This is a genomic window from Candidatus Nitrospira nitrosa (assembly GCF_001458735.1).
Taxonomy (GTDB): domain Bacteria; phylum Nitrospirota; class Nitrospiria; order Nitrospirales; family Nitrospiraceae; genus Nitrospira_D; species Nitrospira_D nitrosa.
In genome coordinates this window covers 24,430-46,767 of record NZ_CZQA01000001.1, presented here as the reverse complement: position 1 = coordinate 46,767, position 22,338 = coordinate 24,430, and the positions used below count along the sequence as shown (strand labels likewise).

Annotated in this window: 25 protein-coding genes; 12 read left to right on the top strand and 13 right to left on the bottom strand. The window is 54.4% G+C overall.

The genetic code is table 11. The features are described from left to right. The first annotated feature begins 35 nt into the window (after positions 1–35). On the top strand, positions 36–632 hold the full coding sequence (locus tag COMA1_RS00220) for a hypothetical protein (protein WP_090746645.1): 597 nt from the start codon (positions 36–38) through the stop codon (positions 630–632). Here COMA1_RS00220 and COMA1_RS00215 read toward each other — a convergent pair. Continuing rightward, positions 620–2,152, bottom strand: a complete 1,533-nt coding sequence (locus COMA1_RS00215) for a carboxypeptidase M32 (RefSeq protein ID WP_090742092.1) — start codon at positions 2,150–2,152, stop codon at positions 620–622. The two genes, COMA1_RS00220 and COMA1_RS00215, sit on opposite strands and share 13 nt — an antisense overlap. 104 nt (positions 2,153–2,256) lie before the next feature. Here COMA1_RS00215 and COMA1_RS00210 point away from each other — a divergent pair, with 104 nt between their 5' ends. From COMA1_RS00210 to COMA1_RS00165, 10 genes are all read left to right on the top strand, one after another. Then, entirely contained in the window at positions 2,257–2,901 is a 645-nt protein-coding gene (locus COMA1_RS00210) for an O-methyltransferase (protein ID WP_090742089.1), read from the top strand. A gap of 131 nt (positions 2,902–3,032) precedes the next feature. After that, positions 3,033–5,009: a TRAFs-binding domain-containing protein gene (locus tag COMA1_RS00205; RefSeq protein WP_090742086.1), complete on the top strand. Its 1,977-nt coding sequence runs from the start codon at positions 3,033–3,035 to the stop codon at positions 5,007–5,009. Positions 5,010–5,264: 255 nt separating this feature from the next. Beyond that, positions 5,265–6,347, top strand: a complete 1,083-nt coding sequence (locus tag COMA1_RS00200; protein WP_090742083.1) for a hypothetical protein — start codon at positions 5,265–5,267, stop codon at positions 6,345–6,347. A 28-nt stretch (positions 6,348–6,375) separates the two neighbouring features. Continuing rightward, positions 6,376–7,740 carry a toll/interleukin-1 receptor domain-containing protein gene (locus COMA1_RS00195; protein ID WP_090742080.1) on the top strand — a complete coding sequence of 455 codons (1,365 nt, stop codon included), beginning with the start codon at positions 6,376–6,378 and terminating at the stop codon, positions 7,738–7,740. 410 nt (positions 7,741–8,150) lie between these two features. Beyond that, the gene (locus COMA1_RS00190) at positions 8,151–8,351 is read left to right on the top strand and encodes a hypothetical protein (protein ID WP_090742077.1); all 201 of its coding nucleotides are present in this window, start codon (positions 8,151–8,153) and stop codon (positions 8,349–8,351) included. A 30-nt stretch (positions 8,352–8,381) separates the two neighbouring features. After that, the gene (locus tag COMA1_RS00185) at positions 8,382–9,038 is read left to right on the top strand and encodes a hypothetical protein (protein WP_090742073.1); all 657 of its coding nucleotides are present in this window, start codon (positions 8,382–8,384) and stop codon (positions 9,036–9,038) included. Between the two features lie 28 nt (positions 9,039–9,066). Further along, on the top strand, positions 9,067–9,504 hold the full coding sequence (locus COMA1_RS00180; protein WP_090742070.1) for a hypothetical protein: 438 nt from the start codon (positions 9,067–9,069) through the stop codon (positions 9,502–9,504). A gap of 37 nt (positions 9,505–9,541) precedes the next feature. Further along, positions 9,542–10,378 carry a caspase family protein gene (locus tag COMA1_RS00175; protein ID WP_090742067.1) on the top strand — a complete coding sequence of 279 codons (837 nt, stop codon included), beginning with the start codon at positions 9,542–9,544 and terminating at the stop codon, positions 10,376–10,378. Between the two features lie 120 nt (positions 10,379–10,498). Then, positions 10,499–13,516 (top strand): CHAT domain-containing protein, encoded by a 3,018-nt coding sequence (locus COMA1_RS00170; RefSeq protein WP_090742064.1) that lies wholly within the window; start codon positions 10,499–10,501, stop codon positions 13,514–13,516. A gap of 92 nt (positions 13,517–13,608) precedes the next feature. After that, complete coding sequence (locus COMA1_RS00165) at positions 13,609–14,385, top strand: YciI family protein (protein ID WP_090742061.1); 777 nt, start codon at positions 13,609–13,611, stop codon at positions 14,383–14,385. Between the two features lie 131 nt (positions 14,386–14,516). On the opposite strand, the gene COMA1_RS00160 is transcribed toward COMA1_RS00165, so the two are convergent. Then, a complete protein-coding gene (locus COMA1_RS00160; protein ID WP_090742058.1) occupies positions 14,517–15,059 on the bottom strand; it encodes an FKBP-type peptidyl-prolyl cis-trans isomerase in 543 nt (180 codons plus the stop codon). Positions 15,060–15,616: 557 nt separating this feature from the next. On the opposite strand from COMA1_RS00160, the gene COMA1_RS00155 reads away from it, so the two are divergent. Beyond that, the gene (locus COMA1_RS00155) at positions 15,617–15,916 is read left to right on the top strand and encodes a DUF2934 domain-containing protein (protein WP_090742055.1); all 300 of its coding nucleotides are present in this window, start codon (positions 15,617–15,619) and stop codon (positions 15,914–15,916) included. Positions 15,917–16,122: 206 nt separating this feature from the next. Here COMA1_RS00155 and COMA1_RS00150 read toward each other — a convergent pair whose 3' ends face one another. The 11 genes from COMA1_RS00150 to COMA1_RS00105 all read right to left on the bottom strand — a co-directional run bounded on the left by COMA1_RS00150 (position 16,123) and on the right by COMA1_RS00105 (position 22,212). Beyond that, the gene (locus COMA1_RS00150; RefSeq protein WP_245630776.1) at positions 16,123–16,722 is read right to left on the bottom strand and encodes a DUF1579 domain-containing protein; all 600 of its coding nucleotides are present in this window, start codon (positions 16,720–16,722) and stop codon (positions 16,123–16,125) included. A 228-nt stretch (positions 16,723–16,950) separates the two neighbouring features. Beyond that, on the bottom strand, positions 16,951–17,550 hold the full coding sequence (locus COMA1_RS00145; RefSeq protein WP_090742048.1) for a DUF1579 domain-containing protein: 600 nt from the start codon (positions 17,548–17,550) through the stop codon (positions 16,951–16,953). A 77-nt stretch (positions 17,551–17,627) separates the two neighbouring features. Next, positions 17,628–18,101: a VOC family protein gene (locus COMA1_RS00140; protein ID WP_090746641.1), complete on the bottom strand. Its 474-nt coding sequence runs from the start codon at positions 18,099–18,101 to the stop codon at positions 17,628–17,630. Beyond that, positions 18,088–18,525 carry an iron chaperone gene (locus COMA1_RS00135; RefSeq protein ID WP_090742044.1) on the bottom strand — a complete coding sequence of 146 codons (438 nt, stop codon included), beginning with the start codon at positions 18,523–18,525 and terminating at the stop codon, positions 18,088–18,090. The genes COMA1_RS00140 and COMA1_RS00135 overlap by 14 nt, the downstream gene beginning before the upstream one ends. A 172-nt stretch (positions 18,526–18,697) precedes the next feature. After that, on the bottom strand, positions 18,698–19,144 hold the full coding sequence (locus COMA1_RS00130) for an SRPBCC family protein (protein WP_090742041.1): 447 nt from the start codon (positions 19,142–19,144) through the stop codon (positions 18,698–18,700). Positions 19,145–19,266: 122 nt separating this feature from the next. After that, on the bottom strand, positions 19,267–19,467 hold the full coding sequence (locus COMA1_RS21300; RefSeq protein WP_281176232.1) for a YciI family protein: 201 nt from the start codon (positions 19,465–19,467) through the stop codon (positions 19,267–19,269). Between the two features lie 39 nt (positions 19,468–19,506). Then, positions 19,507–19,632 (bottom strand): hypothetical protein, encoded by a 126-nt coding sequence (locus tag COMA1_RS21730; RefSeq protein WP_281176212.1) that lies wholly within the window; start codon positions 19,630–19,632, stop codon positions 19,507–19,509. Between the two features lie 62 nt (positions 19,633–19,694). After that, positions 19,695–20,945: an RNA polymerase sigma factor gene (locus COMA1_RS00120; RefSeq protein WP_090742038.1), complete on the bottom strand. Its 1,251-nt coding sequence runs from the start codon at positions 20,943–20,945 to the stop codon at positions 19,695–19,697. Between the two features lie 6 nt (positions 20,946–20,951). Beyond that, positions 20,952–21,311: a YciI family protein gene (locus COMA1_RS00115; protein ID WP_090742034.1), complete on the bottom strand. Its 360-nt coding sequence runs from the start codon at positions 21,309–21,311 to the stop codon at positions 20,952–20,954. 50 nt (positions 21,312–21,361) lie between these two features. Continuing rightward, on the bottom strand, positions 21,362–21,775 hold the full coding sequence (locus tag COMA1_RS00110) for a VOC family protein (RefSeq protein WP_090742031.1): 414 nt from the start codon (positions 21,773–21,775) through the stop codon (positions 21,362–21,364). A 143-nt stretch (positions 21,776–21,918) separates the two neighbouring features. After that, on the bottom strand, positions 21,919–22,212 hold the full coding sequence (locus COMA1_RS00105; RefSeq protein WP_218055260.1) for an efflux RND transporter permease subunit: 294 nt from the start codon (positions 22,210–22,212) through the stop codon (positions 21,919–21,921). Positions 22,213–22,338: the final 126 nt, after the last annotated feature.

Below are 22,338 nucleotides of genomic sequence, written 5' to 3'. Positions count from 1 at the left end.
TATAGTGAGGCTCTCGGTTGTCTGGTGAGGATTCAGTGAGAACACCCAGTCAAATTCTTGTTGACCGTGTGCTGCTGCTCTACATTCTTCAGCTCGCTGAATCCCATGGATTATTGAGTGATGTGAAGCTCCAGCAGCTCTGTTTCCTGTGTGAACTCCAGACCTTTGCCAAGGGGGTCAAGGCCCTCCATTTCGAATTCTTCCGATTTGCATACGGGGCCTTTAGTAAGGAGCTGGATAATGATCTGACGTCGCTCCGGCGAAAAGGCCGAGTTGAAAACTTCACCGTCTCGGATCAAGTGAAGGAGGAGGCGATCCCATTACTGCTCACAGCCATCGAGGGTGTGGAGGCCAACGAACAGGTCAAAGAGATCATCGAGGCCGTCGTGGCGGCCTATGCGCCACAAGATAGTGGCACTATCACGAATTCGGTTGAGGCGGTGCAGCTCAGTACGCCTCAGGATCCTGAACTCAAAATTCCCATTCGAGATATCGTGTTTCACACGACACTACTCGTGCCGCATCGCATCGACGTGCAAGCTGAATTCATCATCCCTCCCGCTATCGCGGGAAAGCTCAATGCGGCGATGGGGTATGAGTCCCGACCGGCATGGGACAGTCAGAGTTGGTAGAGCTCTTCGTACTTCTGCTCCACATAATTCAGGAAGGGCTCGGGACGGAGTGAGGAGCCCGTGATCCGTTCGGCCAGGTGGGCTGGGGTAAACATGCGACCCCAGCGGTGAATCTTCTGCTCCAACCACCGGCGCAGGGGGAGTAGTTGTCCCGCAGCGATATCAACCTCCAACTGTGGGAGCTCCAATTTGGCCTGTTCAAAGAATTGGACAGAATATAGGTTGCCTAGGGTATAGGTCGGGAAATACCCGAAAGCGCCGAACGACCAGTGAACATCCTGTAACACGCCTTCGGTATCGGACGGTGGTCTGATGCCGAGATATTCCTCCATCTTGTCATTCCAGAGCGCGGGTAACGCTTCAGGCTGAGTCTTGCCTTCCACTAGCGCTTGTTCAATCTCAAACCGCAACATGATGTGGAGATTGTAGGTCAGCTCGTCCGCCTCGACACGGATCAAGGAGGGCTTAACGCGATTGATCGCGGCATAGAAGTGATCGACATCCATTCCGTGCAATTGGTCAGGGAAGGTCTGTTGTAAGATCGGGTAAAAAAAACGCCAGAACGGCCGAGACCGCCCGACGCAATTCTCCCAGAGGCGGGATTGGCTCTCATGGATTCCCAAGGAAACTGAGTCGCCCAGCGGCGTGCCGAAATAGCGCTGATCAAGGCCCTGGTCATACAACCCGTGACCGCCTTCATGGATACAGCTGAACAGGCAAGACTGGAGCTCCTGTTCATGCACGCGAGTTGTGACGCGTACGTCGGTGGGATGAAACGAGGTTGTAAAGGGATGGGCCGAGAGGTCCAGTCGACCACGTTCGAAGTCATACCCCATGGCTGTCAGGACCAATCGGCCAAACTCCAGCTGACGACTATGATCATAGGAGTGGTGGAGAACGCCGTCGTCAATCTGGACCCGACTCTGAGTGATCTTTTTCAGTAACGGCACCAGGCGGGCCTTCAACACCGCAAACACGGGCTGGAGCGTCTCAATGGTGGCTCCTGGCTCATACACATCGAGCAATGCGTTGTAGGGTGAACTCTTATAGCCAAGATACTCCGCTTCTTCACGTTTGAGCTGGAGCACGGTTCGAAGATTCGGCAGGAACATCGAAAACTTGTTGGTCTGTTTGGCCTCCGCCCAGACCTGTTGTGCGAGGGAACATTCGCGACTGAGCTTCACCACAAAGTCGGATGGGAGTTTCTGTGCGCGGCTGAAGTCCCGCCACACTTCCCGCAACAGAGAGCGGGAGGGTTCATCCCACGCGTCGCCTGGTTGTTCGGCTGCCTGGCCGGTCGCAGGGTTGACCCATTGGGACAAGAGCGACTGGACCTCCGCCGACACCAATTTTTGATGGGCGATGCCTTGCAGCACCGCGATCTGTTCAGCCCTCGCCTCTCCACCACCGGCCGGCATGTAGGTTTCCTGATCCCACGAGAGGACCGAGGCGGCGCTATTGATCCGTTGAATCTCCAAGAGTCTTGTGGTGAGGGGTTCTAACGTCGCGAGGGTTTTCAAATCGGCCTCCTGTTCCCTATGCTAAGATTCACGCTTGCCATCCAGTGGTCGGGCGCAGTGTACGCAAGGGGCGACGCGTTTTCAAATAGCTGAAAGGGACACTCATGGAAAAGTTGGTTCTGTCTGAGATCGAAACCTATGCTGAAGCCCATTCCATGCCGGAGTCCGCTATTTGTCGTGCTTTGCGCGAAGAGACTCAGCGGACCATGGAATATCCCCAGATGCTGGTCGGTCCATTGGAAGGGGCCTTCTTGAAAATGATGACCAAGTTGGTCGGGGCCAAACGGGTGCTGGAAATCGGCATGTTCACCGGTTACAGCGCCCTGTGCTTTGCCGAAGCACTGCCGGACGATGGAGTAGTTATTACCTGTGAAGTTAACGAAAAGTCAGCAGCCGTGGCTCGGCGTTATTTTGGGCAGGTGCCAGTTGGGAAGAAAATCAGCATTCGTACGGGCCCTGCCCTCGACACGATGCGGACGCTCACTGGTCCATTTGATGTCATCTTCATCGATGCTGACAAGATCAACTATCTCAATTACTATCGACGATCGCTCGACCTGCTGAGTCCGAACGGCGTCATTTTGATCGACAACGTACTCTGGAGCGGCGAGGTGTTGAAGCAGCCACCGCCGGATGAGTCCACGGCCGCCATTCAGGAGCTCAACCGTGTCATTTCAACAGATCGGCACGTCACTGCTGTACTTGTGACGATTCGGGACGGGATTTTGGTGGTGAGAAGGCTAGGATAGAGCACGATTGTCTTTGGCTGTTGACTCTACATTGACCGCTTATCCGTTTAAGTATAGGTTTGGAGCGGCAAGAAACCCCATTCCCCATATTTATGTCCGAGCTTAAGGGTTTGAAGATCTAGAGGTGCTTTGTGAAGCCCCATGCCTTTGTCGCGATGCCGTTTGGTGTGAAGAAGGACAGCCAGGGTGCCGAAATCGATTTCAACCTCGTCTATTCGGAACTGATCAAGCCAGCACTAGAGGCTGCCGGATTAGAAGTGTTCCGGGCAGATAAGGAGATGTGTGCGGGTGATATCCGTACAGACATGTTTCAGGAATTGCTCATTGCGGATCTTGTCGTCGCAGATCTGACGATCGATAATCCAAACGTTTGGTATGAACTTGGAGTACGACATGCCCTGCGTGCGCGGGGGGTTGTGTTGGTATGCGGCGGACGAGTCACAACCGCGTTCGATCTCTACACTGATCGCAAACTTCGCTATTCCATTCAGGATGGCAAACCAGATTCCGCGACAGTGGAGCAAGACAAAGTGAACCTGACCGGGATGGTTAAGTCGACGATGGAGTCGTGGAATGGTCGCAAGATCAGTCCTGTCTATAATCTGCTGGCAAATCTTCAGGAACCGGACTGGAAGTCGTTGCGCGTAGGCGATGTTAGGAAATTCTGGGAGCAATATGAGGCCTGGGAAAAACGCATCGAACTGGCACGAAAATTTGGATATATCGGGGATGTACTGATACTCGCTGATGAGGCACCAAGTGCTGCCTTTCGAACCGAAGCGTGGATTGCTGCCGGAGAAGCGCTGCGTAAAGCCGGGCATTTCACCTTTGGATTGGAGCAGATCGAACGAGGGCTTTCATTGGAACCGCAGAATCTTAAAGGTCTCCAAGAGAAAGGCATTTGCCTCCAGCGGCTTGCGATGGAACGGAAGCCGGGGTACTCATTAGACCACGCGCGATCTCACTATCATGGGATGCTCAAGACATTTTCGAACGATCCTGAGACGTGGGCCTTGCTTGGCCGGGTTGATAAAGATGCCTGGGTAGCATCCTGGCATCACCTGGGCAACACGCCGAAACAGATGCGAGAGGAGGCCGCATATGAGGATGCCTTACTGCGCGCTGCCATCGAAAGCTATTCAAAGGCCTACCGCTGTAAGCCCAGTCATTATTATTCTGGTATCAATGCGCTCACACTCATGCATCTCTATCGGGACTTGACGAATGATGAGCGGTACAACAAGGAAATGACGACGATGGCTGGGGCAGTGCGATTCGCCGCCGAATGTGAGCCGAATCAGGAGCAACGGTTTTGGGCTCTTACCACCATCGGCGAACTAGAAGTCCTGGTAGGGTCACCGGGAACCACGATAGCTGCCTATAAGGAAGCTATCGCGAAGAGTGGGAACGATTGGTCTTCTTTGAAATCCAGTCTCGCGCAGCTGGAGCTTTTTAAAGACGTTGGTTTCCACTTGGATAATGTGGAGGCAGGTCTCGCTGTCTTTGGTCGAGCTCTACAGAAACTCGAGAAACCAGAAGACAAATGGGAGCCAAGGCTTGTGTTCCTCTTCAGCGGCCATATGATTGACGCTCCGACCAGAACGAACCCACGGTTTCCTAGCTCGAAGGAACAGGTCGCGGCTCAGAGAATTGCTAGTTCGCTGGAGAAACTAGGAGCTGGCCCAGAAGATCTTGCCTTGACCCTTGGCGGTTGTGGGGGAGATTTATTGTTCACCGAGGCCTGTCTGCAGCGGGGAGTGAAGGTACAGTGGCTGCAACCGTTTAATGAGCCAAAGTTTATCCAGGAATCTGTGGTCTGCTACGATGAGACTTGGCGAGCGCGATATCTCAAGGCCAGGGATGTACTCATGAGCGATATTCGCTCGGCTCATGAGTGCCTAGGGCGAACTCCCGAGGGAGGGAATCCATTCGAACGATGTAATCGTTGGCTACTGTATACGGCCATGTCATACGGTGTCCGTAAGGTACAGTTTGTCTGTCTTTGGGATGGGGGTGGGGGCGATGGTCCGGGCGGTACGGCACATATGTATCTGGAAGTGAGGCGCCGCACTGGGCAAGTGACTTGGATCGACTGCAGAAATTTTTAGCCAGTTATTCAGCGGTCGGCAAGCAAATTCGTCGAGTTGTACGCAGCGCCTCTGGGCAGCTCCCGTCCTGTCATGTCTCGGTTTAGGCCGTTGCGAGGTCGGTGCATAGAAGCTATACTTACTCCGCAAAAAAATGTGACGGCCGCATCATTGTATTTACATAATTTCATGGCGTTAGGTGATGTGGTACGGGTGTTTGTTGGTAAATACACAGCAGGACACCTTACTAGTACTTATCCAGATTGAACTTAGTGTATGGCTGAAGATCCCATCATCGCTATCGTAGGAAATATAATTACCTCTTCTGACGCACCGGAGGCCGCCGAGGCACTTGGGCGGGAATTGGCTAAGGCCGGGCTTCGCATCCTCGTGTATTCTAGTGGGGCTAATTTTCTGGAAGGCCATATCGTGAAGGGGTATGTCGCAAGTCGCTTGGCCAACCGCCGTTCCGTTCAGGTTCGCTATCCTTTGCATGGGCCAAAACCGGAGTTTCTCGAGCAGCAGAGCAATGACGAGGTCTTTGATTGGCGGCCCGATTACAGCCAGGATTGGGAGATGTCGTTTTACCAGTCGCTGAACGAGGTCAACGGTATTCTGCTAATGGGTGGAGGTGAATCCACGAAGATTGCCGGCATGGTTGCCATGGGCCACGGGGTCGCCATGCTTCCACTGGCTGGGTTTGGTGGTGCTACGGCACGGGTGTGGGAGACGCTTCGGCCAGGGCGGGATCTGCCTACTGGTGATGAGATCTCGTTAATGGCACGCCCTGGGTGGTCCGATGAATATGCGGCCGACTATGTCAAGATGATTAAGGACCAGCTTGTCCGCAAAGCTGAATTGGCGAGACAGCGTAGGATTGAAGAACGACGCAAAGGGGTATCCATCAGTTGGCATGCGTTCTCTGCTGTAATTGTCTTCATCCTGGCGGTGGCCGCAGCCGCCATCGCGTTTGCATGGGAGGGGATCCCTATATATCCGTTGATTGCTCTGTTATTTTTCTCACCGCTACTGGCCGGAGTTGCCGGTTCTACAATCCGCCTGGTATTTGACGCGAGTCAGGGTTCCATTCCCGTGACCACACAAACCACGTTGACTACCGTGGCCTTGGGTCTAATTGCGGGTGGAGCGGCCGGACTGTTGTTCATAACTGCCCAGATCACGACGGCACCCGCAACAGGTAACGGAAATATCGTTTCGCCGGAGCAGGCTAGGAAGCTTGTGCTCTTTGGAGTGCTCATTGGACTCATTGCGGGATTGACCCTTGATGCCGTGTTCCGGAAGCTCATCTCCACGGATGTCGTCAATGTGAGTGCCATAGAAGCGAAGAAAGGTCCCTGATTCTGTGGTAGGCCAGAGCAGATTTGCGGTGTACTTCAGTCATAGTTGGCACTCACGTGATGTGGAGCTGAATCTCCAGGTTTGGGAAGAATTGGCCACAGATTGTACGCTGCTGGTGGATCGTCCAGATGAACCTGGAGCTGATCCGCCTTACTATATCAATCGAATTGAGGAACTGCTTAGACGAACTGATCTCTTCGTCAGCGTTCTGACCTACCGCGATCAACCTGAGGCTGTAGCAGGGGCTGACGGTACGCGGTTGCACTGTTCACCATATAGTCTATTCGAGATTCGACTAGCTGAACGAGTCGATATTCCGCGACTGGTCGTGTATGAGAGAGGGACGCGTTTCAGACCTCCGGAAACGATTCGACCTTGGGAAGTATATGTTGAGTTTTTTTGTGGAAGCAAGGAACGTCGTATCGAGTCGCAACAATGGACAACCGTGATCCAGTCGAAGATTCGTCAGTGGAAGGCCTGGGCCGTGAATCACCGGCGCCCGGTGAGCTACGAGCGGTCCAGGAGGGCCGTTATCTTGGTTGGTGAATCGCTCTATAAGGGAGCTGGCGAAGCTCTCGAGAGTGGCTTGCGGGCTGGTGGATATAGGACAGATCGTTGTGACCCTGAACGGCAAGGAAGCGGTAAAGTCTTTCGGCTCCTCCGAGAAGCCGAGCTAGTTGTCGCTGAGTTTGGGACATCCGATTCCCGTCTAGAGCAGATTTATGGTGCTGCTCATGGTTTGGGATTACCCACGATTCGTATGGTGTCTGCGGCATCTGGGCCCATAGAACTGCCTTGGATTCTGAAAGGAGGTCCAGGCGGTTTTGAGAACGATATTGTGATGTGGAGTAAACCGGAGGATGTCCTAGCCTTGGTTGACCCTCGCATTGCCGCTATGGATCGTATCAGTGAGGCCCTCAGCGATGGTGATGGTTTCGACTATCTTCAGTCGAAGCGCTATGCGAAGTTTTTCGTGTTTCTCAGTCACACCTTGAAGGGGGCAGACCGGGCCCTCGTGGAGCAGATCTACAGGCTTCTCAAAGAAAGGTATGTGATTCCCTTTGAGTACCATCAGGCGAATACCGCTGGCATGGATTGGCGGGCTGCTTTGGATGAGTCGCTCAAGAAGACCACTCACTTCGTCACTCTTCTCGATCCTATGTATGAGCAGTCGGAGACGTGCGAGTACGAACTCCGCGAGATTCTGAAGCGGAGAAACGAGGTGGCAATCTTACCCTTCATGATTAACGGCAGGGATAGGCCGAATCCAGATCTGAAAAATATGCATAATGAGCTACTCTCGAATCCGAACCCTTCTGCCAATGCCAAAAGTGTGGTTCAACAGGTGATGCAAGAGCTCGATAGGGCTCTCAGCGGTTCCAGCCAGATTTGAGCAGTAGTGCCAAAACACTGTGCGATATAAGCAGCGACCTACCTGGCAACATCTTGCATCTGTGTCAGGAAGGGAATCGACGACTGGACTCGTGATCCGGATCGATCGCTGTACGCTCTAGTCCGTGGGGAGCACCTGAATCCGTTTTGATACAGAGGGTGTATCCTTTTGGATCCTTTCCCCTCATTCATCAACACCATCCCTGAAAAAGATTTTGTTTTCCTGAGACTTCCAGGAGCCAGGGGAATGCTGTATTCTCCCTTCCTGTAGTGCATCCTAGGTGGGACATCGTGAGCGCCCTTTTCCGCAGACGAAGTGGCAAGGTGTTTGCTCCACCACAGTCAGGCGACCCGAATCGTTGTCCATATTCTGACAAATCGCATAGGTGAGTTGGAGACAAGGAGGGAAAGATGGGACAGGTGAGATGGAAGATTGGCCGGCAGCTGATCCTGGGCCTACTTCTGGCCGTGACAGTGTCCGGCTGCGGCCTCACGGTCAAACAAAAGGCGGCGCTCAACAGTTTTTCCGCTGCGACGCAAGAGTTTTCTACGGGGGCACAAGCCGAATTTCAAAAAAACCGCCAAGACGTGATCGAGATGAATCGTGCTTGATTCGAGCTTGGCGACGCTAGAGTCAAACTCATGGAGTTCGACCGACTTTTGACGCGCGACCGAGTCCAAACCAGAGTGACGGCTCTCCAAACACTCGAAGACTACGCCGGGCTGCTCCACAAGCTGGTCGGAGCCGTGCCGGATGGGGAATTGCTCGAAGCCAGCAACAAGTTTGCATCGAATCTCAGAAATGTGAAGGGCGTCTCGTTCTCTGATGAACAGGCGGAGGGGATCGGGAAAGCGGTCGCCGCCGTGGGGGGGCTGTATGTGGAGTACAAGCGAGCTCATGCCGTTCGGGAGGTTGTCGAAACAGCCAATCAGCCGATCTTGTCGGTCATCGATCTCGTGAAGCGTGATCTTGATCCGAAAGAGTTGGGCTGGAATGCCGGCTATAAGTTAACGGCGTCGGAATTGGAGGGGCATGCGCTCAAAGTGGGCGGGCCGGTTTCTTCACATGATCTCGCGTCCAAGTCTCTCGTCTACAAGGCGCAAGTCATGGCGTCGGAAAACACGGCCCGGCTCGACCTTGTCTCGTCAGAACTTATCGGCCTGGCGTCGGCTGTCGCCGAAGCGCAACAGAACCTGCTTCAGGTCTTGCACACCTCTGATTTGAACGTGGATAGCGTGCGTCAGCTTGCCAACAAGGTTCGAGAGTTTAAGTCGATCTATGGCTTACTCCACCATTAGGTGATCGATCTGTTGAGGAGGGATTGCAATGCCGATCAAACGTACGAAGACCAAGAAAACCAAAAGAGTCAGAAGAACCAAAGTTGCCCCCAAAACCAGAGGTACCAAGAACGCACCTCGCTCACAAGCAAGAGCCCTGACTCGAGGACTCGAACCGATCATGTCGATCGGGCCTGAATTGATGGAGGTGATCGATCAGTTGGTGCAGCTCATGCGCGAGACAAGGGACCCACGGCAGCTCGAACAATTGGACGAGCAACGCGTGGCGCTTTCAGAGCATGCAGCATGCTTGATCGATGGTCATCTCGAAGATACGACTGCCCAATATCAAGCGGCTGTCGAAAGTCTGCAGCAAGTGTCTCAAACCATACGGCAGGCTATTCAGGGCTTGGAGTCGATCAAAACAGTCATTCAGAAAGCTGCGAAGGCGGTTGAACTTGCAGGAAAAGTGGCCGCCATGGTGTGAGCCGTCCATCTCTAGGGCAGATTGAAAAGGAGGAGTTATGGCGAAGCGAGCGGTACTCATCGGAATCAACAAGTATCAAGTCCCAGGGTCGGATCTGAATGGGTGCGTCAATGACGTGAAAAACCTGAGCGGGGCGTTGAAAACCTATTATGGCTTTGCCGACAAGGACATCACGACCCTCACCGACCTGAAGGCAACGAAGAAGGCCATGCAGGCGGCGATTCAAAAGCTGATCGTCGGTGGGAAGAAAGGCGATACCTTACTGCTTCACTATTCTGGCCATGGTTCGAATGTGCCGGATGACAATGGAGACGAAGCGGATCACAGGGATGAGATTCTCTGTCCGACGGACTTGGATTGGAAGGATACCCTGCGGGACGACTGGCTCAGGAAGACCTTCAATAGACTTCGCAAAGGTGTGAGCCTCACCGTCATTATGGACTGTTGCCACTCAGGGACGATCACGCGTGCCATCCTCCCGCCGGATGCTCCCGTGCGAGAGCGGTTTCTACCGTGCCCGCTCGATCTTATGGCGACCGAGTCCGGCCGGAAATTACGTGGAGTGGTTCAAAGAAAACTGAAGAAGGCCTCCAGTGGGCGGAGCCGGAAAAGCGATATCGTGGATGCCGATATTCAGGAACTGCTGATCACGGGCTGTCGGTCCACCCAAACCTCCGCCGATGCGGATATCGGTGGGATCTATAACGGGGCCCTGACGTATTACTTGGTGGAATCGATCAAAGAAGCTCACGGCAAGCTGACCTACCGAGAGCTGCACCAGCGGACCGTTGCAAAGCTGAAGCAGAATGACTACGACCAGGTGCCCCAACTTGAAGGGCAGAAGACTTCCTTCGATCGCCAGTTTCTGAGTTGAAGGAATAGAGACGACGATATCACGTCCGGTGCGCCATCTCGGCATGTCCGCAGTGTTGTGTGAGGATGGTGATGCACCGGTCTGTGTGTCGTGCCTGCATGACTTGAGTGGAGGACAACGATGAAGTCGGCACAGACCCAGTCGACACTCCAAGTTTCCGTGTTGCATGGAGATCTCAATCACACCAACCATCCCATCTTACTCGGCCATTACGAGGGCGACACGATTGCAGGGGCAGAGCGTGTCGTGGACAACATGGTTCAGGGCGCGTTATCCCAACGCTACCACCTGGGGCGCTACCCCGGACGAAATGGGACTGCCGCCGTCGCCATCGCTCCGTCCAGTGAAATCCAAAAAATATTGGGTGTCCAACATGGCGCGATTGTCATCGGACTCGGCAAATGGGGTGAATTGACCCCGTCATCGCTCATTCAAGGCATCTCGCAGGGGGTGACAGAGTATTGCCTGCACGTTTACCAGTGCCGCGGTTCAGTGGATTCCGGGAAGGAATCGGAAGGGCTCACAATCAATAGCCTGTTGATCGGGTCGAATACATCGGCGAACATCGCGGTGGAGGATTCGGTCAATGCTATTGTACGGGGCGTGGTCTTGGCAAATCGCGCCCTCGCACAGCGCTCCGTCAAGAAGCAGGGTGCTGGGTTGCCACGTGTGGTTCATATCCAGCTTATCGAGCGGCTCCTAGATGTGGCGGTCGAGGCAGCCAAGTCGACGTTTCGCACCGAAAAGCGAATTGAACAAGAGTTTCAGGTTGCCATTCAAGTCGCACCCTACTTGAAGAAAGGCAAAGGCGGTCAGACCAGACTGGTTCCGTCCAGTACGAAAGACTACTGGCGTCGCTGGACTATCTCTGCAGTTCAGGACGCGCCACCTCCACCTCCGATGAGTCTGCCTACCGTGCTGAGGGACCGCCTCCGCACCGTGCTACAGGATGATCAAAGCAATGATCCGAAGGTCTATCGTGCCTTGCTCGACCTGGCCTTACGAGATTGCGAGCCGACGGCGCTCCGTCCACACAAGCTTCGCTTTCTGGCCCTGTCGGATCGAGCGAGAGCCGAAGCGATGCTGCAGGAGAATCAGTCAGACCTGATCGAACAACTGATTCAACGTTCGATCACCACCCAGACCTTTCGTCAGGACATCGCGAAGACACTGTTCGAACTCTTGATCCCGCTGGACCTGAAAGAAAGTCTCCGCAGCCTCGAAAACGTTGTCTTCATTCTCGACCATGTCACGGCCAACTATCCCTGGGAACTGATAAGCGATGCGGATCAGTCTCCGGAGCAAAAGCAGCCTCTCTGTGTCCGAATGGGGATGATCCGACAGCTGCAAATGGTCGGCTACGACAACCATCCGCGAGACACCACCTCCCGCAGCGCCTTGGTCGTTGGAAATCCTCAAACCCCACTCAATTATCGTGATCTGCCTGGTGCCAAGGCGGAGGCTAAACGTGTGGCCGAGCTGCTGGAACAAGCCGACTATCGAACAGAATACACGCCGACTCGTCTGAGGGCCGAGGAAGTCTTGAATCAACTCTTGGCCCAACCCTATCGCATCATCCATATTGCTGGTCACGGGTATTATCACGAAGGGGACGCAGAAACGACAGGGACCAAGTCCGGCGTCGTCCTTAGCGGCGGGATCTTTCTCACCGCGGCAGAAATCGCGCAGCTCGATCCGATCCCGGAATTGGTGTTCTTGAATTGTTGCTACTTGGGACAGATCGATCGTACCGCCCCAAATACGTTGGCGGCGAACAAGTTGGCTGCCAGCATCGCGGGGGAATTGATCCGAAAAGGCGTACGGGCGGTTGTGGCGGCAGGGTGGCCGGTTGAGGATGAGCCGGCGCTGTGTTTTGCGGAATCGTTCTACCGAGATCTGCTCGCTGGTCAGCCGTTCGGTCGGGCTCTGAAGGAAGCCCGGTCCAACACGTGGAAGAAATTTCCGTCTTCTAATACATGCGGAGCCTATCAAGCCTATGGTGATCCTGATTTTGCCCTGTCCAGCAATGAAGGTCGCGACCATGTCGATAGTGACGATGCAAAGGTCGCGGCCGAAGAAGTGCTCCTTCAGTTGGATGGTCTTTCGCAATCACTCGCCCATGCTGACGACGCGAAGGTGCGTGCAGTGTTGAGTCAGGTGGAAAAGAGCTGTGCGGCGGACTGGCTGAATCAGGGAAACGTGCAGGAGCGGCTCGGCGCGGCCTATGCCGGAGCCGGTCTTTTCAAGGAAGCCATCGCTCATTATGAACGGGCAGCTGAATGCGAGGACCCTGCCTATCCTGCTACGCTTCGCACTTTCGAACAATGGGTTAACTTAGCAGTACGACTTGGGGCAAAAGAAGGCGACAAGACCCAGATTAAAGCGGCCATTGAAAAGGGCAGGCACCTCCTTGGTTTTTCCAGGACGTCGGAGCGGTTGAATCTTATGGGGGGGGCGCAAAAGAGACTGGCTCAACTTGAGACAGATACAAAGCAGATACGAGCGCACTTGGAACAGGCTGCTGCCGACTATCGTGAAGCGGCAGATCGACGGCAACAGGCAGGAACGCTCGATTCCTATCCGATCCTCAACGCCATCGTGCTCGAGGTGCTGCTTGGGAAGGACGACGTCGATCGGGAAGTTGTACTTTCCCGATGCGAGGTCCAGGCACAAGAAAACTTTGAAAAGCCTCGCAGTGCGTGGGATGCCATTACGATCGCGGATGTTGCCCTGATTCGGGCGCTCATCGGCCAGTCGCTCCCTCAAGAAAGCAACAACCTAGTGGACAAGTACCAGGCTGCCTTTGCCAAATCATCAACGACTCAACGTGAGCAAGATTCCGCTCTGACGCAAATGAGATTTATCAGAGAGATACTCAAGAAATTGCCGCATGCTGATCGTGACGCGAGTGCATCAGCCGTCGAGTCACTCGATCAAATCCTGAAACAGTTGCAGCCACCAGACCAGCTCTCGGCGAGTCAAGCCAAACCAACATCTGCTGGGACCTCCAGCGAGCCGCGTCGCTCGAGGCCCTTGCCGAAACATCTCGGACAAAAGAAACCAACGCGCAAGGACACGGGGCGTCAGTCCTCCCGCATAAAGGTGAAAACAGGCAAACGCCGGCCGACGTTGTCGTGATGAACACAAAGGCACGGCAGGTCGTGGGGCCAATGCCCAGCGAGTCGCCGACAATGGTCAGCACAAGAGTCTACTCATCAAGGAGAGATCAAATGAGGGAAAAAGTGACCTCCCAATCAGCTCGTGAATTCGTCAACGCTGCGAAGTTGCCGTCTCCGACACGTGGAGTCGTTGACGGCAGTCGAGAGCTCATCGATTTTAACGCGCAGAAGACCCAGACCATGGTTGTGGCATCGGATGTCGTATCGTTTGTGAAAGGCGTATCGACCGAACGGCGGCAAGATATCGTCAATTCGAGCCTGCTCGCCCAGTTGGTGGCCAATAAACAAGTGCCCGACAAGACGAACGTCACCCAATGGTACAAAGCCTACTTCGAGGTGCTGCAGAATATCGGATGGGTCATTCAAGACCACAGTTTCTCTTCCTACACGGAAGAAGCGAATGGTCTGGAAGCGCACGAAGCGATCCTCAAAATCGCCGGAGCCTTCCTCGGAGGCACGCCAGGGGCCCTTGCAATCGTGATGTCGACGCTCGAAGCGCTAAAATCGATGGACGACAGCAAACCCTGGATGACCATTTTCGACCGCGAGACCAAGCACGCCAATACGGGACACTTCCAGATTGCATTGGCGGAACAGGGCGACAACGACCAATTCATGGTGTCGATGATGGCGTTCAGCTTGAAGGCCGAGTCGATGTTGACGCAGATCCTCTTCTTTAAAATTCGGAAGGACGAGGTGCAGTTGGAGAAGTGCGCGGGCAAGGTGACGATCAACGACGAGGTGCTCACCAGCATCCGAGACCAAGTGAAACAAAAGCTTGCGGCCCATACCAGTCAGTACATTGCCAAGCTGCCGGATCTTGGGTGAGCGAAGTTGAGTGGCTGCAAGCCATGCGAAATAGGTTCGGCGTGAGCACCTGGGTAACTGGGACCAGTGTAGAGGGGCAAACCCGGCTTCCTGGTGCGGGGTGAGCACCGCCCCGCACCAGACGAAGAAAGCTACTTCGTTACGGCTTGTGCCACGTCCAGCACTTTGACGTCGAAGTAGAGGGTCTTGCCGGCGAGGGGATGGTTGAAGTCGAGCACGACGGTCTCGTTTTTCACTTCGGAGATACGAGGATAGACCTTTTGCCCGTCGTTGGTGGTTCCCTCCAACTGGGCGCCCACCTTCTGGGCTGCGACCGGCACCATCTTTCGGTCCACTTCCTGAAACGCTTTCAGATCGACCGTACCGTAGGCCTCTGTCGGCGGAACGGTCACCTTTTTCTTCTCTCCGGGCGCCATACCTTCCAGTGCCTTTTCCAGACCGGGCACGATTTCATGCTTGCCTTGCATGACTTTTATCGGCTCTCCCCCGACATTGGTATCGACGACCGACTGATCATCGAGTTTCAGGGTGTATTCGAGAGTGACTTGTTTCCCGTTCGACACGGTCATCGGCGAACCACCTTTCTTGACGTCGCCTGCTGAGGCACAGGCCGCTGTCAGAAAGAGGATTGTGCCCCAACCGCAGAGTGACGGAACAACATATGGACGTCTCATAGGGTACCTCTCTGTGAGAAGTGGGTGGTGAATAGACTGGAAAGGGTCGCGAGGCAGATGTGTGCAGGCGGGCGATCGGTTCCAGACTTAGCCCGCATTATTCATGAGTGCTTCTACTCCAACCGCCGATACGCCACTGCGACAAGCCTGGTCCAAAGTGTTGTATGACCAGGCGGGCAGGCTCGCATCTCGGAACCTCGACATACTGTTTCAAGTATGCCTCGATTCCTTAAGGCTCTGCGTGCCCGTCTCGTGTCGCGTCTCGACGGTTTCGTCACGAACCATCATGAGTAATGCGGGCTGGTTATGTGGATGAATTTCACGCTACCACATCAAGTCATGTGATGCTACCCGCAATATTGCAGACTGTTCTATTGTGAGACACAGTGCGTGAACGGCTTGCGCCAGGCAATTGGTGTTCAGCTCTCGATCTATGATGCAGTCGGCAGGAGTCTGAAATCTCCGAAGAAAGTTGTATCGTTGACTGATCTGGGTACAATGTGAAGGAGACTCTGCTGAGGGCAAGAGGTGGAAGACGTTATACGTGGAGGGAGATTATGGCGCGTCGGACGAGCGGTGAACAGAAGGAAGCAAGCCACAATGAGCCTCGTGTTTCGGTTGCCAAGGTGGGTAAAACGGTCAGCTCGCGCCGGGCTACTCAACGGGAGTTATTTTCTGTCGCTCCTGCCAGTGGAAGGGTAGAAACTCAGGCGGAAGGGCAGGACCATCTCCATCAGCAAATCGCGGAACTGGCCTATGTTCTCTATGAGCGAAGTGGGTTCCAGGAAGGGAATGATCTGGAGCATTGGTTGGAAGCCGAACGCCAAATCAAGGGGGTGCGCGACCGGGCCGCGTAACCGGGCATCAGAACTCCACCCAACTGCATCTGGCCTATCAGGTTGCAAGAACCCCCTTTGTTCATCCAGTTTGAGAAACTCACCATAGGCTTCGAAAGCCTCAGGACGAACGAAGGAATGATTGATCACTGATATTTCTCGTTCGTGTGAAGCCCGTCGATTGACTCAAACCAGGGTTGTGTCAGACTGCTATTCGCAATCGGCGCCTATTGTTTTCGCGTATAGGTGATCTCCATCATCTTTGTTTCTTTCTGGCCGTGATGTGAGCGGTACATCTCAACCAGTTGATGGTCGGTGTCAATGATGGTCCAGATGGCGCGATGGGTCATCGTGCCTCCACCCGGTTCTGCATGTGAGCCTCTCAGGGTAATGGTCTTCCCATCGACGCTCCCGGTCCCCTCCATGATGAAGACGCCGGTCCCTCTCGTATCTACCCAGACCGTTATGTATTTCTTTCGCATGTTGTCGTAGGCGTCGATGCTCATGCCGGTGAATGGTTGGCCCATCATCTGGCCGTGGAATTCCTGGTGGAGAAATCGTCCCTCCATCATCATGTTTGATTCTGCCGTTCCGGTCGACTCCATCGGTGGCTTGCCCGGTTCCATCCATTCCTTTGTCGTGGTGGTCCAACTGCCAACCAATGTCGCAAACAGTTTGTGTGGCTCTCCAGGCATGGCGGCCTGTTTCCAGAGCTCCATCATGGCGAGGGGATCCGTCGGTTTCTGTCCTTTCATGTCCTTGGCCAGGGCCGGTGAGACGGTGAGCAGGATGCAGAGTGATGTCAGCATGAACGAGAGTATGTGCACGATAATCTCCTTGCGAGTGAGTAAACCTCAACGTTGCGTTTGCTAGTAGTGTGTTGATAAACATTTTCACCAAGCTGAAAAGGCACAGCATTCAAAGTCTCCAACGGGAGCAGAGTGGCCCGCAGGCTTTGCCACAGCCTGCTAGTGGATGCCCATACGGCAGCCGTTCCGTGGTCAACGAACCGAAGGTCTCTACGAGTCATGGGATTCGAAACTCGTCACCTGTTCCTATTGTTTTCTCGTATAGGTGATCTCCATCATCTTCATTTCCTTCTGGCCATGGTGTGCACCGTACATATCGAAGGTCTGGTTGTCGGCATCGATAATCTTCCAGACGGCGCGATGCGTCATTTTGCCTCCACCTGGTTCAGGATGGGAGCCACGCAATGTGATGGTTCTGCCGTCAGGACCGGCGGTTCCTTCCATGAGGAAAATGCCGGTGCCCATCGAATCCATCCAAGCCGTCACATATCTCTTGCGCATGTTGTCGTAGGAATCGATGCCGATGCCATTGAACGGTTGGCCCATCATCTGCCCGTTGAATTCCTGGTAGAGGAATCGTCCGTCCAGCAACATCTTCATGTCGGCGGTCCCGGTGGATTCCATGGGTGGCTTGCCCGGTTCCAGCCACTCCTTGGTAGTGGTGATCCAACTCCCGGCCAGTGTGGCAAATAGCTTGTGCGGTTCACCGGGTGTCCCGAGTTGCTTCCAGAGTTCCATCATCGCCTCTTTGTCCATCGGCTTGTCGTGCTTCTTGTCCTTGGCTAGGGCAGGGGAACCCATCAACGCAAGACACAACGTGGTAACGATAAAAGATAGGAAACGCATGGCGGCCTCCTTGTGTTTGGCTACATGATGTAAAGTGTGGCTTGATCTGATATCAGGTGTTCAGTTCAATGTGTACGTCAGCCTCGCCGAGCTGCCTCAATGGTGGCGATGTCGATCTTCTGCATGGTCATCATGACATCGAACGCGCGTTTGGCCTCATTGCCTCCGGCAGCCATCGCCTCCATCAATACACGTGGCGTGATCTGCCAGGAGACACTCCACTTGTCCTTGCACCAGCCACACTCACTCTCCTGGCCGCCATTGTCCACAATGGCATTCCAGTAGCGGTCGGTCTCTTCCTGGTCGTCGGTCGCGATTTGGAACGAAAAGGCTTCATTATGCTTGAAGGCGGAACCGCCATTGAGACCGATACAAGGGATACCGGCGATCGTGAATTCCACCATGATCACCTCGCCTGCCTTGGTGGAGTGGTTATCGCTCGGAGCATGGTAGATCCTGCCCACGGCGCTGTTGAGAAAGGTTGCGGCATAGAACCGTGCGGCATCTTCCGCATCTTTGTCATACCACAGACAGATTCTATTTTTTGCAATGGTTTTCTTGCCCATATCGTCTTCCCTTCTTTTGAGCACGAGCCATTTTCATTTTGTTCGCTTCTACCACGTTCTCTTTTACCCTAAACCTCACGATCTGTTCGATCAAGGTGTAGGGGATGGGTTGACCCAGCCGAAACTTTGCGGTCGCCTTGCCGCTGAGATATTCAGAGAGCTCTTTTAGGAATTGTCGACGAAGGGTTGCCGTTATTGGGTAAATCCCGATGTGTGCGTTGAATCCAGCGAAGTAGATCAGGGGACCGTTTAGTGTGAACGTTGGAATCCCATAGCTGATCGATTCTTTGGCGCCAGGTGCCGCCCGCTTGATGGTTGCCCGTATCTTTCGAAGGGAAGCCTGAACGGCATGAGGAAATCCGGCGAGATAGTCGTCGACTATTTTTGGTATCGCTTGTTTCCTCTTCATCCAGTTCGCTCCACGAGTAATCGTTCTTCATACGGGGTGAAGGATGCTACCCCTTCCGCATCTGAGCCGGATCCATCAGGACGACTTCCCAGATGTGGCTGTCCGGAGCTGCAAAGTGTCTCACAACTATCACATCCATTGTTATGGCAGTAGGCCTTGCGCATCTGCCGAGTTACTCGGGAATCTCAGCTTCGACGAGTTTCCCCAGTAGGATCAACGATTCTTGCCAGCCGAGGTAGCATGCTTCGGCAGGAATGACGGCAGGCACATGTTCTTGCACAATGTTCACGTCCGTTCCACACGACACCTGTGCGAGAGTCACCGTCACGTGCATCTCACCAGGGAGGTTTGGGTCATCGAACGCGTCGGTATAGCGGAGTCGTTGATGCGGCACGAGCTCAAGGTACCTGCCGCCGAATGAGTGGCTCTTGCCGGTCGTAAAGTTCGTGAACGACATTCTGAACGACCCCCCGACCTTCGCATCCAGATGATGCACTTTCCCCGTAAATCCATTTGGTGGCAGCCATTTCGTCATCGCATCTGCATCAAGAAACGCACGGTAGATTCGTTCCGGCGTCGCGCGAAAGACACGATGTAGGCGAATAGTGCTGGTCTCCATTGTCTTTTCTCCTTGTTCTGAAAAGGCTGTGATCTTGGACAAGCCTGACTCCTGGGTGAAGATGATGGCTCACCTAATAGTCGAACCGACAGGCCCCAAATCGACATCCGTCTTGTCGCAAGCTATTCACCCGGTAACCCACTGATTTCTCGCACGGGCCTGATTTCGACTGTTCCGATCCTGGCGCCGGGCACTCGTTTGGCGATGCTGACGGCCTCCGCTAGATCCTTCGCATCGACCAAGAAGTAGCCTGCCAACTGTTCCTTGGTTTCCAAGAACGGCCCGTCGGTCACGATCGCCTTACCGTCTTGCACTCCAACGATGGTTCCCGTCGCTTCCGGCTGCAGCGGGGAGGCATGGACCTATTGCCCCTTGGCATCGAGCTGATGGCAGAGCTGGATCGACTCGGCCAGCATCTCCTTGCGTGTTTCCTCCGGAATCTTGTCCAAGGCCTTTTCATTGTAGTGAACGAGCAATAGATATTTCATGAGACGGCCTCCAATGCTCTATGGGAAAGGCATCACTTATTGGGTGAGGGTTGCCTCTCATTTTAGTCCAACTCAGTCAGCCGGTTTTTCAGAAACCGCCGTTCAGGTTCTTGTTTTACGAGAGCCAGTGCACGTTGGTATGAGGCCTGAGCATCCGCGTTCTTACCGAGCCTTCGGCAGAAGTCGGCTCGCGTGGCATGGGCCAAGTGATACTGGGCTAACGCGCCGCACTCTAGCAGGGTATCGACCAACTCTAAGCCTTTTGCTGGTCCGTCACGCATGGCCACTGCGACCGCTCGGTTGAGTTGGACAATCGGCGACGGTTCGACTCGCAAGAGAAGATCATAGAGTGCGATGATTTGCGCCCAATCTGTTTCCCCTGAGCTGGATGCTTCGGCATGGACGGCAGCGATGGCGGCTTGGAGTGTATAGGGTCCGATGCATTTCATGGACAAAGCTCGTTCTACCAATGAGATGCCCTCGCTACTCTGTGCTCGATTCCAACGTGAGCGATCTTGTTGCTCCAAGAGGACAAGATCGCCGGTGGCAGACGTGCGTGCCGGTCTTCGGGATTCGTGCAAGAGCATCAAGGCCAGGAGGCCGATGACTTCAGGTTCCGGCAACAGTTGTAGCAAGAGACGGCCGAGCCTGATGGCCTCATCGGAGAGCTCCGCTCTGGTGAGCGATGTGCCGAATGATGCGGAGTACCCTTCATTGAACAGCAAATACACCACGCGAAGGACGGTCTCGATGCGATCCGGCAACTCTGATGGTGGAGGCACCTCATACGGAATGCGTGCATCACGGATTTTTGCCTTGGCACGGACGATCCGCTGTGCAATCGTCGCCGGTTTTGTGAGAAACGCATGCGCGATCTCTTCGGTGGTGAGAGCGCAGATCTCCCGCAGTGTCATCGCAAGTTGCGCTTCTTCAGCTAGCGCCGGATGACAACAGGTAAAGATCAGACGGAGACGGTCATCTTCGATGTGCTCGTCTTCCTGTTCTGGCAAATCACAGGTGGTACTCTCGATCTGTTTAGCGAGTTCGTTCAGAGACGCATCATGCCGCGCCCGCCGTCTCATCCCATCGATCGCCTTGAAGCGGCCCGTGGAAACCAGCCAGGCACGGGGATTCGTTGGTATCCCCTCACGTGGCCATTGTTCCATCGCAGCGGCGAAGGCTTCGTGGAGCGCCTCTTCAGCCGCATCGAAATCGCCCAACAGGCGGATCAACGTCGCCAGGACCTGGCGTGACTCAACGCGGTAGAGGTCATCGATCTGCTCCCGTGTAGCTGATGAGGGATGTTGACTCATGGCCTCTCAGTCTGCGCAGCCCAGTTCTTTCATGGGGCGAACCTCTATACTGCCGAACTTGGCAGCTGGAAACTGCGCCGCAATGCGAATGGCGTCGTTTAGGTCCGGGACCTCAATCATGAGAAACCCACCCAACTGTTCCTTCGTCTCGGCGAACGGCCCATCAGTAGTCGAGGTCTTGCCTCCCCGGACTCGCACGGTGGTGGCGGTTTCTACGGGATGTAGGGGAGAGGCAGCCAGCAACTGGCCGGCTTTCTGTAACTTGTCACAATAGGCCATCGCTTCGTCGGAAATGCCTCGTCGTTCGTGGGCAGAGAAGGCATTCAAGATCTTTTCTTCAAGGTAGACAAGGCAAAGATATTTCATCCTGTCCTCCAGTGGGCTATCCGAATAATAAGGTAACGCCGTGCCGTCAGTTACTTGGCACGTTCGTTCATCTCCCAGAGGGCAAACGTATTGCCCTCTGTATCCAAGCAAATGGCGAAGTAGCCCATCCCTGGAACGGCCGTCTTGGGCTTACAGACCGTCCCGCCGAGTTTCTCAACCTTCGCCGCTGCCTTGGTAACCGATGGCACACTGACGTAGTTTGTGATCGGCTGTTGCGGGTGCATGCGTGGCATCATGCCCCCATCCGGTGACGCATCTGGACCTCCCGTATCAATATGCCAGTAGTCGTTGATGGCAGCGGGCAGCTTGGCAAAGTTCCAGCCGAACAGTGATTTGTAGAACTTCCGGGCCCGGTCCGGATCATCAGCAGGCACTTCGAACCACACGATACTGGCTGGCGCCTTATTCTTCTTAGCCGTTGGCCCGTTCTTCTTTGTCGCCATGGGATCCTCCTTGATATGAGAGCTGGGTGGTTTCTTATAGGATAGTCGTCGAGAACCGGAGAAATCGACAGGCCATTTCGCTCTTGTGTGAGCAGGTATGGCAACCTGACGCTAAACAAGGCGGTCCAGCTGACGAGAGTGGTCTATGCGTCCGCTTCTACTGGTATGAGTGCTGTTTCTGACTTGGTTTCTGATACTGGAGCTGATTGGTATTGTGCCGCGAGCAGTGAGTAGAAGATCGGGACGACAAAGAGCGTAAAGAGAGTGCCGACCGTCATCTCGGTGACGAGTATCATGCCGATACTCTTGCGGGCTGCTGCTCCTGGTCCTGTGCCCAGCACGAGTGGGAAATGGCTGAAGATGGTGGCGGCCGAGGTCATGAGGACTGGTCGCAGCCTGGTCAGGGAAGCCTCTCTGATGGCTGCGAGCCTCGACATCCCACGGGTCTGAGCTGATTGGCAAATTCCACGATGAGAATCCCATTTGGGCGATGAGTCCGGCCAGTGTAATCAGCCGGACTTGAGAGTAGATATTGATGGCGGTCAGATTGACCGCAGTCTCGC